Annotated in this window: 11 protein-coding genes; 3 read left to right on the top strand and 8 right to left on the bottom strand. The window is 45.7% G+C overall.

Translation table 11 applies throughout. From position 1 onward, the window contains the following. Window positions 1-139: 139 nt before the first annotated feature. On the bottom strand, window positions 140-592 hold the full coding sequence (gene tnpA, locus QUA90_RS15485) for an IS200/IS605 family transposase (RefSeq protein WP_333446389.1): 453 nt from the start codon (window positions 590-592) through the stop codon (window positions 140-142). A gap of 31 nt (window positions 593-623) precedes the next feature. On the opposite strand from tnpA, the gene QUA90_RS15480 reads away from it, so the two are divergent. Next, complete coding sequence (locus tag QUA90_RS15480; protein ID WP_333446387.1) at window positions 624-746, top strand: hypothetical protein; 123 nt, start codon at window positions 624-626, stop codon at window positions 744-746. A 195-nt stretch (window positions 747-941) separates the two neighbouring features. Here the strand turns inward: QUA90_RS15480 and QUA90_RS15475 are convergent, their stop codons facing one another. Genes QUA90_RS15475 through QUA90_RS15465 form a run of 3 tightly spaced genes read right to left on the bottom strand, consistent with a single transcriptional unit; the run spans window position 942 to window position 3,832 of the window. Further along, complete coding sequence (locus QUA90_RS15475; protein ID WP_333446385.1) at window positions 942-1,118, bottom strand: hypothetical protein; 177 nt, start codon at window positions 1,116-1,118, stop codon at window positions 942-944. Window positions 1,119-1,125: 7 nt separating this feature from the next. Continuing rightward, entirely contained in the window at window positions 1,126-2,841 is a 1,716-nt protein-coding gene (dndC, locus tag QUA90_RS15470) for a DNA phosphorothioation system sulfurtransferase DndC (protein WP_333446383.1), read from the bottom strand. Window positions 2,842-2,863: 22 nt separating this feature from the next. Further along, window positions 2,864-3,832, bottom strand: coding sequence for an HNH endonuclease (locus tag QUA90_RS15465; protein ID WP_333385248.1), 969 nt, complete (start codon window positions 3,830-3,832; stop codon window positions 2,864-2,866). A 222-nt stretch (window positions 3,833-4,054) separates the two neighbouring features. Between QUA90_RS15465 and QUA90_RS15460 the strand changes: the two genes are divergently transcribed. After that, a complete protein-coding gene (locus tag QUA90_RS15460; RefSeq protein ID WP_333385250.1) occupies window positions 4,055-4,666 on the top strand; it encodes a hypothetical protein in 612 nt (203 codons plus the stop codon). Between the two features lie 72 nt (window positions 4,667-4,738). Here the strand turns inward: QUA90_RS15460 and dndB are convergent, their stop codons facing one another. Further along, complete coding sequence (gene dndB / locus QUA90_RS15455) at window positions 4,739-5,860, bottom strand: DNA sulfur modification protein DndB (RefSeq protein ID WP_333385252.1); 1,122 nt, start codon at window positions 5,858-5,860, stop codon at window positions 4,739-4,741. A gap of 552 nt (window positions 5,861-6,412) precedes the next feature. On the opposite strand from dndB, the gene QUA90_RS15450 reads away from it, so the two are divergent. After that, window positions 6,413-8,005, top strand: coding sequence for a DGQHR domain-containing protein (locus tag QUA90_RS15450; protein ID WP_333385255.1), 1,593 nt, complete (start codon window positions 6,413-6,415; stop codon window positions 8,003-8,005). 262 nt (window positions 8,006-8,267) lie between these two features. Here QUA90_RS15450 and QUA90_RS15445 read toward each other — a convergent pair whose 3' ends face one another. The 3 genes from QUA90_RS15445 to QUA90_RS15435 form a co-directional block, all read right to left on the bottom strand. Continuing rightward, window positions 8,268-10,214: an alpha-amylase family glycosyl hydrolase gene (locus QUA90_RS15445; RefSeq protein ID WP_333446381.1), complete on the bottom strand. Its 1,947-nt coding sequence runs from the start codon at window positions 10,212-10,214 to the stop codon at window positions 8,268-8,270. A gap of 255 nt (window positions 10,215-10,469) precedes the next feature. Continuing rightward, entirely contained in the window at window positions 10,470-11,048 is a 579-nt protein-coding gene (locus QUA90_RS15440; RefSeq protein ID WP_333446379.1) for a hypothetical protein, read from the bottom strand. A 53-nt stretch (window positions 11,049-11,101) separates the two neighbouring features. After that, window positions 11,102-12,694, bottom strand: a complete 1,593-nt coding sequence (locus tag QUA90_RS15435; protein ID WP_333446377.1) for a M36 family metallopeptidase — start codon at window positions 12,692-12,694, stop codon at window positions 11,102-11,104. Window positions 12,695-13,078: the final 384 nt, after the last annotated feature.

Below are 13,078 nucleotides of genomic sequence, written 5' to 3'. Positions count from 1 at the left end.
GCGATCGTTGAATTTCGCCCTTCAGTCGGTTTTAACCGACTTTCGCTATTAGACGGGGATTTCAATCACTCCTAGGGTCTGGATGTAAACGCAATAGCTGGAGAACCCGCGAGTCGGAGAGTCGGTCAATGTTTTTCAATTAATTCTCTGGCGAATTCGGGTGCCACCGGGTGGGTGGATTGTCTTGATCCGTGATTTGTTCTAAATGGGAATTTGTGGTTTTTTGTAAGTGATGTTCCTTTTGATTTATCACATAAGCGACTGCTGAGTCTAGTTGTTTTTGTCCTAAAGAAAATACTCCGTATCCTTCTGGCCACGAAAATTTATTGGGATTTTGCAAATTTTGATTGAGATAACGGCTGCTGCTACCTTTAATATTTTTAACGAATTCAGCGATCGATTGTGTCGGAGGAATGGAAACTATTAAGTGGATGTGATTTTCTGTGTCGCCGATGGCGTGGAGGATGCAATTGAGGGTGTCTGCTTTACCGATGATATAAGAGTAAAGTTCGGTTTCTTTTGCGGGAGATATGAGAGGCTGTCGCTCTTTTGTTGCCCAAACTAAATGATAGTACAGCCGCCACATTGCCATAAAGATTTTTCCTGATTTTTTAGGTGGATTTATGATTCTGTCAACGAATCTGAGAGTGCGATCGGGGTCGATCGGCGAGTCCGACAGTCCGACAGTCCGACAGTCCGACAGTCCGACAGTCCGACAGGGATTGAAATCCCTGTCTCATAGCTGAAGTCCTCTTAAAGAGGACTGAAGTCGGCGATCGTTTGATTTGACCCTTGAGTCGGTTTTAACCGACTTTTGCTATGAGACGGGGATTTCAATCACTCCTAGGGTCTTCGGGTAAGGGCGATCGCCCTGAAGTCGGCTATCGTTGAATTTCGCCCTTGAGTCGGTTTTAACCGACTTTCGCTATGAGACGGGGATTTCAATCCCCGGCGGGCTTGTGGGTAAGCCCGATCGCCCTGAAGTCGGCGATCGTTGAATTTTGCCCTTCAGTCGGTTTTAACCGACTTTTGCTATGAGACGGGGATTTCAATCCCCGGCGTATCTTCGGGTTAGCCCGATCGCCCAAAGCCCCAAAGCCCGATCGCCCGATCGACATTATTGACCTAATCTTTGCTATTTTCCCCTCCTGAATTTGGCGGTGAAAATTTAATATCCGCCCAAGATAGCTGCCTACTTTGATTGCTATTGCTTTCGAGTTCTTCTTTAAGTTTGGCAATATCAACGGTATCGTTTTTGGCGGAACTGTTGGTTTGGGCGATCGCATCTTTGAATTGCTGAATGTTTTCCGTCGGATTTGCTTTAATATCTTCCACCGCTTTTTTTAAATTGCGTTGATAGTGGGCGTTACCAATCGCTTCTTCCTTCGATCGCGAACTGGTTTCAAAGCATTTGTCCAAATCGGCGTAAATGCCTGTACGGCGGGGTTTTGTGTAGTATTGGCGTTCTGTATCCAGGAGTTTTGCCATCAATTCGAGGTGCATTTTGTCCTCGCTGCAAATCTCTTCGATCGCAGTCCATTCATCGCTACCGAGGAGTTTTCTTTCGGCGGCGGGACGGGAATCTTCAAAAGGTTCGCCCGTGACTTCTTCGTAAATCCGAGGTAAAGAATCGTCGAATTCGTGCTTTTCTTCCAGCCAAATGCGGCGGATTTCGCTAAGTTCTTCTGGGGTAATTAAGGTGATGTCGCGCATTTCTAGGGGTGCGGTTTTGCGGATTTGGGTTTGTGCTTCCAAGACTCGTCTCAGCCAGTGTTCTCGCCAGAATTTGGTGTAGGGCCCTGGGATGGGTTCGACGGAGGTTGTGTCGTCGCCCATGTTGCGTTCAAACAGTTCTACTCTACCGTAAATGCGTCGGAAGTCTCTTTTTGGGCGATCGTCTTTTATGTCTAATTCGTTGCGAATATCGAGGAGAGGCTGCATCCATTCTTTTTCCTCATCGTTTTGAATCATTGCCTCCATAGATTTGTCTTGGCTTACCATTGTGCAAACCCAGCAGCCAAAGCGAGAACTGCCGCAGCTAGGTGTAGACGTATCGACAACTAAAGGACATTCATTGTCTGCTGTTGCGCCTCGATACATGGTAAATAAATCTTTATTGCTATTTTCCCAAGGGTTAGGCCACTGATTCAGATAAATCCAGACTTCATCAGTTCGCCAATCTTCTATCGGACTATAAATTAGGGAATTAGGCAGACTAGGACTCTGATAAAGCAGAGATTTAATGGAACTAGATTTATCATTTAGACGGTCACTCATGCGACCTATTTCATGTTTCTCCATTGAAACAGCGCGTTTAATGCTTTCAGCTTTGCGAGTACCCAATATAAGAATTACTTCTCCATTGATTCTCACCATATCACGAACAAACCGATTAGAAGGAAGGATTTTCAGGCGTTCAGTACACCAGCGAAATCCATGTCTCGGTGCTGGGTAGCCTTTTCCCATCAAGTTGACCCAGAAAGTATCTTTGACATCTGGATAAAGCATATGAGGCTCTATTGGGAGCTGCTGCTTTATAGCCGCAGACTTCATCTGTTTTAATGATTGACGTACCCAAGTAGAAACTATCGGGTTCTCTACCAGTGTATCTGTGGTAATTACATAAATTTTTTTCGTCCTTTTTTCAGGTGGTAATTCTGCTATTGCATACCAGATAAGCTGCACTACCGCAGTGCTGTCTTTCCCACCGGAATATCCTAAAACCCAAGGTAGATCATCTAAACAATATAAATCTCTAATTTCTTGACTTAATTTTTTTATTTCTTCCACTAAGTCCCTAACGGTACGGGGTGGAAAAAGTGGTAGCATTGTTTCTGTCATGTCTTCAACCTCAGTTACTTTATTAAGCTCTAAATACATTCCGCCGATGCCATTCTAGCGATTCAAGTCTTGGTAAATCTTGGTCGGAAGTGGGCAGGAGAATAGTTTCACTATGAAAATCTTTCATACATCTGGCATTGGGGGATTCCTCTTCTAAGTCATTAGCGACGATAATTCTGTAATTATCATCTATAGCAAACCAACCCTGGTCAAAAGCCCAATGATGATTTTTGCACAATGATATCCCATTATTAATTTGATTATCATAAAACTTTGAAAATGGCTTAATATGTGAGCCATCTACAATATTTTGAGTTAGATTTCTGATAACTTTCAATCGACAAAATGCACACTTGTAATCATATGTATGTACTACTGCTTTCCTGAAAAAAGCATTTCTAACAGCAGATTTTGTTAAATGAAATCTCGGTTCTCCGTCAGAAACTTCGGCTGTAGCCGACATTTCTCTTTCTGTGTGACTAACATTTTCAAACTCTTGATTGACCTGCAAAATCTCTCCAATATCGTCTCTATTTGATGAAAACCATTTAGCAATCAGTGTATCTATTAATTCCGCTCTAGAATTTTGGTCTTGGAGTAAATCGAATAATTCATTATCCCAACTACCGTATTCTACAGCTTCTCTTAGCTTGTTAGTTGTTTTAGGCTTTGAACCGTTAAATCCCGATTTCAATGTTTTATGCCAGAATCCATCACCTTCCAAATGCCAAAATGGATAGTACAAACCACGATTGTGAGAGTCAGAACCTAAAATTTCCCAATACTTGTTAAATGTTTTAACCAAGGCGTCCGAAACATAAATTCGATTTTCCCTAATTATTCCTTGAGCAATTAGATCGATGATTGACAATAGTAATATTGGCTTATGATTAGCTTGGCCACGTTGGCGTGTGTTATTTACATTAAGAGCTGCAAAACGTTGGCGATAGTATGCTAAATTCTTATTTTCGGACTCTTCTCCTGTAGTCATTTTCTCCTGCCGCTAGAATTAAATAAAATCCGACCTGAAATTTTACACTCTTGTCAACAAAAAGTTAAGCACCGCAAGGCAAAACCATAACGCAGAAACTAGACAATTTAAGCAGTGTCAGCAGACTAAAAAGTAATTTTATAGCCTAGACAGGAGATAATTATATCACTGTCCGCGTGCATCTGCTGTTAAAAAATCATCTCTCACCCCCCCAGATCAAATATGTCCTACAGCGACTTCAAAACGATCGACCAAGCCGTCTCAACCCTGGATCTAACCGTTGAAGACATTCCCCACTTATTCAGCCACATTACCCCGATCGCACCTTCAGAACGCCTCAGACAAACTCTAGACGAAGCTTTAGACTTAGCCTCAAGTATCAGCACCGAAAAAGCTCGATCGGAATTAATCCTCACTCCCATTCTACTCGAAATACGGCGCACTTTCAACAACAAAATTGGCTATTTTTCCGGCAACACATTTAACGTAGAAGAGAGCCAAGGATTAACCGGGGCTTGTGACTTTCTCCTCAGTGCGTCGAGCAATCAATCATTAGTTACAGCCCCAGTCTTGACATTAGTGGAAGCCAAAGACAACGATATTAGAATAGGCTTGGGACAGTGTGCGGCTCAGATGGCAGCAGCTCAAATATTTAATGCCCGCAAAGGCCAAGAACAATCCGCAATTTATGGAGCAGTTTCAACGGGTACAAACTGGAAATTCCTAATACTAGAAAATCAGTTGTTAAAAATTGATTTGACTGAATATTATATTACTCAGCTAGACCAAATCTTGGGCATTCTTGCAGAACCATTCAGACGCTATTTTAATTAGCCCTGTTTTTGGTGGCATTTAGCCGCTGCAATTACAAACGCAGGTGGCACGGGTCTCCCGCCTGTGCTGCATCTACGCGCGTCCCGCCTGGGCTGTATGTGCGGTTTCCAAACCCAACCGCTTTTTCAAATAATCAGTCATCCAACTAACACTCGCCCTCGACTTAGAAATCCCCCCTTTCAACAAAATCCCCCCCTCCCAATCAGGATTAGAAATCGACCAATCAACCTGCTGCAAAAGGCTCAAACGTTCCTCCCAACTCTCAGGAAAAACCGATCGCAAAGCCGCCCCAACTTCCCCCAAACTCTCAAGGACAACACTGTGACAGTGCACGCAATCCCGGCGCATTTCCCCCGCAGCCACTTGTTTGTGCAGAACTAATTGCCAATCTGGAATAAAACTGCAAACCGCATTCCAATAACTAACCGCCAGTTGTATTTTTTGAGCGAGTTCTTCCTCTTTGTGTTCTTTTTTGGTGCGAGAACCAGAGGGTTTTGCCTGTTCGCTGCAGTGAATATTAGACAGCAAAGCCATGATAGCACGATCGATCGCACTCAGCGTAAACAATTTGTGCGATCGCCCGTTCAAACTCCCCCTCTCCATCTCAGTCAAACACCGGAAAACCTCAACCTGCTTAACAACCGCCTTCACCACAAAAGCGCGATCGTCCCGGTGGTTGTAAAGTACACTTAGCGACGCCTCCAAAGGAACTTGAAAATTATTCAAATCAGCAAACATCTGCTGCGACTTTTCCAACCCAATATCGAGAAACAAAATCAGCGCCACCGTCTCATATCCCAACTGCGGATTTTCCCTCAAAGCCATCTCAAAAGCCGCCCGCCGATGCTGTCCGTCATTAATAGTAAACTTAGCATCCATCGGCACCCGCAAGCGACCGATTTTCCGTTCTTCGGCCTCATTCCCCACAGCTTCAAAAGTAATATCCGCATCAATCGAAGCAGCAATTGCCCCACAAGTATAATTTGTAGGATTCTTCACAAAATAATCAGCAATTTCAGGAATCCTAGCTTTGTTAAGCGCGCGTTTCGCCCGCATAGACGGCGGCAAATCTTCTGATTCAAAGGGAAACAATTTCGGCAAAAAACGCACCGGACACATCGACACGTAATATTCGCGGCCCGCTTGAATTCCCCGGATGACCGGCAAAATGTATTCAAAAGAAGGAGTAGACATATTTTTTTGTGAAACCGCAGATACATCTGAAGCAAGGGCGCGAGGCAATTAACTCGCTAACCCGAAAGTCCGTCGGGGGTTGAAACCCATCCCTGATCCGAAAGTCCGCCGGGGGTTGAAACCCATCGTTGATCCGAAAGTCCGCCGGGGGTTTAAACCCATCGCTGATCCGAAAGTCCGCCGGGGGTTTAAACCCATCGCCGATCCGAAAGTCCGCCGGGGGTTTAAACCCCCGTCTCATAGCGAAAGTCGGTTAAAACCGACTGAAAATCTTGAAATTTATCTATATTTAGTCCTCTTAAGAGGACTTTCGCTATGAGACAGGGGTTTTCAACCCCTGGCGGACTCAGACGGTGGCGCGTAAGACCCAGACGCATCTGCATCAAGCCCGATCGCCCCTCACCTCTTGACAAATTAAACATTAAATGATATGCAACGTAGAACTTATTAGTATTTTAAGTATTTCACAAAAATTTTTAAAAAACAAGAGTTGACATAAATTTTAACCCATGATATTTTTAAAAAAATAGCCTAATTATATAAAAACAGCCGATGACTACCCATCCAGCGGATGACCTCGCTAGCAAAATTTTAGAAAAAGAAAATAGCGACAGACAGGAAATCGCACTTTTATTAGATAATTATTTAGGAAAGGACGATCGCATTTTCGTACAAAAAACCCAGATGGGAAACAGCGAAGCATACATCGGTTCAGTCACCCTAGAATGGTTAGACTCTCGCGTCCGTTTCGCCTCCCAAATGCCGCTTTTCCGCCAAAAATTTGACCTCCAAACCAACAACATCGTCCGCGACGACGAAACCATTGACGAAATTATCCAGCGTCCCTTAGATTGGTCGCGCCAAGCCACCCTAACTCAATACTTAGCCGCCCGAAAATCGCACAAATTCCCCGCAGTTTTAGTAGTCGTCAGTCCCCCGTGGGTAGATAATCCTCTAGCCGAGGAATGGGATAAAAATGGCGTAGCAACCAAATCCGCGACTGAATTTACATCCTTTGATAAAAACGAGAACTTAGGGCTTTTGAATGTTTCTAAAGAACTCTCAATTTTTGCCTTAGACGGCCAGCATCGGCTGATGGGAGTTCAAGGTTTAATGAGTTTAATTAAAACCGGAATCCTGCAAAGATACAACAAAAATAAAAAACCTGTCGGCGCTGCAATTACTCTGGAAGATTTAGCAGAAGAGTATCAAATCGACCCCGAAACAGTGTATAAATTAGCTCACGAAAAAATCGGAATTGAATTTATCCCGGCGGCGGTAGCGGGGGAAACGCGACAGCAAGCACAACGGCGCGTGCGATCGATCTTTGTGCACGTTAACCTAATGGCGGTAACGCTGAGTCAGGGACAGCTAGCATTATTGAACGAGGATAACGGATTTGCGATCGCAGCCCGAAAAATTGCCGTCACCCACCCCTTATTAAAAGAGCAAGATGACAGAAAGCCCCGCGTCAATTGGGACAGCGCCACAGTCGCAGCAAAATCAACGGTGTTAACCACATTGCAAGCGCTGCAAGATATGTCCGAACGGTATTTAGAATACAAATTCCCCCATTGGAAGCCGGAACGAAAAGGTTTAATTCCCATGCGTCCAGAAGATGAAGAACTGAAAGAGGGAATTGAAGAGTTTAAAAAATTGTTCGATCATTTAGCAACTTTGCCTAGCTATCAAAGAATTGAAAGCGGCGAAGAAACGGATGAATTGCGCCGATTTAGTTTTGAAAAGCCAGGGGGCGAGGGCAATATTTTGTTCCGTCCCGTCGGTCAAATTGCTTTAGCTAATGCTTTAGGAATTCTAGTATTTAGAAAGAAACTTTCTCTGAAATCTATTTTCGACAAACTCCGCAGATTCGATGTCGATGAAGGATTTAGCCACATGGACAATCCTGAGTCTGCGTGGTACGGGATTTTGTACGATCCGAACAAAAAGCGAGTGCTAGTTTCTGGAAAGGATTTAGCAACGAAGTTAATTGTATATTTGGTGGGGGGAATTCAGGACGATATGGAGCGAGCTCATTTGCGGCAAGCGGTAGCGGAAGCGAGAACTTTTGAGGATAAAGCTATTAGTTTTAACGGCAGATTTGTGCAGCCGCAAGAGGTAGGATTGCCGGCAGTGCTGAGTTGATTTTGTTACCGCAGATGCAGGCAGATGTTTTTTCACGATCGGCGATCGACTGCACATAGCTGCGGCAATTTATTGTTTTTTTCGTACTCTAGGGTTTGCGATCGCATTCTGACAAGGTTAATCGAATCAGTGGAGTTGAAACTGCACTGACTCGATCGCTCCTTTCGCCCATTTCAGATATGCGATCGCACGGCGTGGCAAAGTTGATTTGCTCAAGGTCATGTCACAGACTGGTTGATACCAGCGATCGCCCCACCTCAACTTAACTTTCAGGATGATTCGTCAAAATCAACAATTCGGATGCTGGAATCGGTTGAATTTCGACATAAGCAATCCCATCTTGTCGCTGCACTGACAGCGTTGATCCCACCTGATGAGGACCCGTGTAACCCGGATTCCCTACTTGGGCCGTATTCAGAATTACCGTCATTGAACTGCCGATCGCGTTGAGATTGGCATCCACGAGCACTCTGGCTCCTCGATTATCCGTTCCATGACTGTTTAGCACACAAACCGCTTCCTCATCGTCTAAAACCCGTGACCAACCAATAATTTCTCCACTCCGTCCATGATCGCCAAAGGGCAAGTTCAAGAAGGGAATCGCGGTTGGTCGCAAATACTGCCGTCCCAAGCGCAGCACAGGGAACTTTTTGCGGAGTGCCGCCATTGCCGCAATCCGAACATAGACAGGGTGATTCGGATCGAAACAGTGAGCACCCGCTGTCCCAAACGGCCCAAAGCCGGGTAAGTTTTGATCGATGGCTTGTAGTCCTGCTACTCCAGATTGCCGGGGATGCGAGGGGCCAAACATTGCTTCCCGCAAATAGCGATCAGATCCCTTCCAGTCGGGCAACCACTTGCGTTCAGACGGTTCTGGTCCCGCCAATGCCTGCTCGGTTCCCGCGTAAATGCAGGGAATCCCCAAGGTGAACAGTTGCAATGCCACTCCCGCAATCACCTGATGATCCGATGCAGCTTCACTGGAAAAGCGGATTTTTTCACCAAATACATGATCGTGATCGTCCAAAATTGAAACATGACGCCGCCCGAGATTCCGATGTGAACCCATCACCGCGTTCATTGGATCAAACCCATTAAAGTAGGCTCTTGGGTCCATCAGCCCTTTGGCAACCTGGTTAAGATTTCCCCGCATCTCGCCGATATCCAACGCAGCATTTAAGTTTTGCCCTACTACATCCAGATAACGGTCTTCGTTATAGTCTCCGCCTGCTATTTCTCCTACCAAAAAGAAGTCACTCTTACCCAGATTGGCCGCAAACTCCTTAATCGCCCCGCAGAAATTTCGGGCTTGCTCGTAGGTAACGTGCTTGAGGGTATCAATCCGAAAGCCATCGCAGTCTGTCAGTGCAATCCAGTATTTATAACACCGGGCTAAGTTATCTAAGAGGTGGGGATAGTCCAACTGGAAATCACGCAGCGTAATGAAATCCGATCGCCGGAATTCGGCATTGGGATCATCGAGATCCCCCCGCCCTAAATCGCCCTTTCCGGCACGAGTATAGCAATCTGGTTCCTGGAGTTCGATCGGCCAGACTCCTTCCGCGTCGGTTTGAGGTTGCCCCGCGATGGGTTGTCCGCGATCGCCTACCCACGACCCAAACTGATACCAAGCAGGCGTATAGGGTGGTTCCCATTCTCCCCCAGGAGTACCAGGGGCATAGATCCAGTTAGATCCTGAATGGTTAAAAATGATATCAAGGATAATGCGTAGCCCCTTGGAGTGCGCTTTATTGACCAGACTGACCAAATCTTGGCGAGTCCCAAAGCGAGGATCGACCTCTAGAAAATCTTGAATTCCGTAACCGTGATAGCTATCCAAGTGACCCCGTTGCTGAAAGATTGGCCCTACCCAGATCGTCGTCACGCCTAGTTGGTTGAGATAATCCAGCTTTGACTCTAATCCTTTGAGCGTCCCACCCTGCCAGCGATCGCCTCCTGATTGTGCCCACTTGTCAAATCCCCAGGACTGACCATTTGGCAGATTAGGTCGGGCCTGATTCAGTTGCTGCCGATTAAGTAGAGGGCGTGTATCTTCTTTACCATCGCTAAAGCGATCGGGTAAGAGAAAGTAAAGTACCTCATTTCTCCAATCGGGAGAGGAGGGAAAGTAACTCTCACGTCGGGGTAAAGAAAAGTCTTTTAGACTAGCTGGGCGCTGATTAGTGAGATTTTGATCGGTAAATGTCATAGGAATTATCTCAAGATTGGTGAATAGCTTTGCTCGCACTTCTGAAGTTATGTTTTTTTGGTTAATGTGGGGCGATCGCCGATCGCACTGTGTCAAGAATGGACTGGACGAATGCGATCGCCCGATCTTGTGTGGACTGAGTTAAACCTCTGTGAAACCCAGATTTTTTGTTGTGGCGATCAGTTTGGGATGATGGGTTTCGGGCCCTCAACCCATCTTGCTAGAAGATGGCGATCGCACTTACTTAGCAGGAGACTAATTGTCCCCGCAATGCTGCCGTACAAGTCGATCGATCGCCTGTGCAATAGTTAGGAATCTCGATCGAGGAGTTTCCGGTTGATTATGCAGTGTTGTCAGAACATTCTCAATACTTTGACCTGTTGGCAATACCAATGTTGATGATTTCTCCCCCAGGCGAATAGTGAGCCGGTGGGGGTTGAGGGTAGGTTCAGATGGGATCTCAGAGGGTAGGTCGGCAAAATCCCGATCGGACAGAATATTCGCAAGCATTACTAAATCCTGTTGCTCTAATTGGCATCTTTGATGGGGAGATGACACTGTATCGTTGATAAAACGACTAGCCTGACAAGTCCCATTAGGGAGAATTGTCCAAGTTATGCCAGAAATCCCCACAAAGCCCATCTGTCCATCTCGGAACTCTAACTCTGCGATCGGGTGACCATCTTCCGTGAGGAAAGGATTGTTACGAGGTGTACTCATCGCCATAGCAGTCATAAACGCTAGAAGTGATACCAGAATGGTGACTGGAATGAGTTTTTGGTAAAAAGGCTTCTCCATAGCAAAAAACCTATCTCTGGGGCATGGTTTCACCATACCCCCAGTCCTAATTAGACTATTCTTCTAGTTGACATAGACAAAGCAAACTACTAAACAGGGATGCCTCGTTCAGTTTCAAAGATCCGCTGGATCGTTGCTTTGTATTCTCCACCACACCAGGATTGGTCAACCGCGAGTAGCATATCCTTGGCATACTTGAAGGTCGGTGAAGTTGTTCCTAGAACCAGCATACTCCCAAAGATCAGGAAGTCTGCCACTTCTTGTCCGAGTTTTTTTCTCAAGTGCCAGCAGGCCCCGGCCCAAGCTTGACCACGGTCATGGGACTCTGTTGAAGTTTCGGAATATTTCAAATCATTATCGCAGTTGCGAATCATCCCCGCTTTTTCAGGAGCAGGTACAACATACTCCCCTAAGTCAGGATCATTCAATAAAGAGCAAGCGAAATAATCAGCGTAACCTTCGTGCAGTGCAGCTCCTTCACTTCCAAACATAGCAGGGTGATATTCATCAATCACGGCATGGGTGAACTCGTGAGCAACTACATCAAATTCCTTGGCTAGGTCGCGAAGTCCACCGGGATTGCCGGGATAACTGCCATCTCCGAAGTAGATCTGCCCCGTACTGGAAGAGTAATAAGCATTATCGTATTTTGTTCCGGTATGGACGTTAGCAGCGAGTTGTCCACTGTTAACTTTGCCATAGGGGTTATTGACAGTAAACCCTCGGAATCCCAGGTCCAAGAAGTATTGATAGACTTTCTCCACAGCATAGTAGACTTGGCATTCATCAAAGTGCGTATCTTCAGGAGGAAAGTCAAATCGGTAATTGCTGCCTACCACTGCGCCGGGCGCATCCTCATTAATCACCTTACAATACCGACCATCTAACTTGTTGTAAGGAGATTTGACATCGCGCAGCATCACAGTTGTTAGGGGCGTTTCCTCGGGATTTTCAGAGTAAACTCGCGCCCGAGGTGCAAAGTAAAATGAGTGAAATTTCATCGAGTTGTAGCTGTCTACAATTTCTCCATTCTGGACATCAATAAAGTATTCCCAGTCACCGAGGGGGGTTTCTGCCGGAACAGTTAAGTGATAGACTCGCACATGACCCTGTTGGGTCGGATAGAGGACGGTTTTATGGGTAATGCCACCCCTCAACTCAACCGCTTCACCGAGATCTTTTCGGGCAATCTGGCGAGCTTCTTTTAGGGAGATAGCTGTCTCGCCCGGTTTGACAGAAATTTGCGATCGCAGACCACTCGTCACTATCCGAACTTGATTTTTGTCATCTACACCTACCAAAACGCTGGCACCAAAGACCGGTAATCCCTGGTGATTTTGCTGGCGACGAATGAATTTCAGCCCGCCCCACTTAAAGGAATCAACTTCAGTCAGTTCTTCAGTATCTTCTGCGCTCAGTCCTAAAATGCCAGGGTTTTCCATCAGGAAGGAACGGCTGGCGTCAGCTGCAGTGCCTGTCATTGTCATGGACAATTTTCCTTCTAAGTAAGCAGGATTTCCGGTCATGGTGTTCACCACCAAGGAAGCTCCCGATCGCTGCGCTAGAAATGTTTTCCTCTGGGCCGAAGCAACCGCGACTGACTCAGCGGCTACACCAGAGACGAAGGCATCAACACGATTTCGGTTGGCTGGATGACTAAGGCTAGACTCTTTATAAAACATAGGTTTTTCTCCTTCAATTTATGCAATGAATTCCTGAAAATCAGATTTCTAAAGACGCTGGATGACCGCGTTTGCTTCAATACTCCTTCAAATAAACTTGGGAAACAATACGATGATCTGCGTATAGGATTATGAAGATATTGCAACAAATTCTTCTTTGAGTAGCCCCAACTTTTCTTGGCAACCATCACCAAACCCATCCGAGTTTGTATAGCTTTTTGTAAAGATTCTCCCAATGTTTTCGCACTGTTCCTTCAGTGCAACCCAGCACTTTAGCTATAGCAGTTTTCAATCGGACATCTGTACTTAAGCTGTTCTGCTTTTAAATTGTCTGTCAAAAAACAATCAAAGTCTTGTGGGGTGGGCGTCCCGCCCGCCTTGAAT

It is taken from the genome of Microcoleus sp. D3_18_C4 (genome assembly GCF_036702355.1).
Classification (GTDB): Bacteria; Cyanobacteriota; Cyanobacteriia; order Cyanobacteriales; family Microcoleaceae; genus Microcoleus.
The sequence above is the reverse complement of the archived record's forward strand: the minus strand, read 5'-3'. Positions and strand labels throughout refer to the sequence as shown.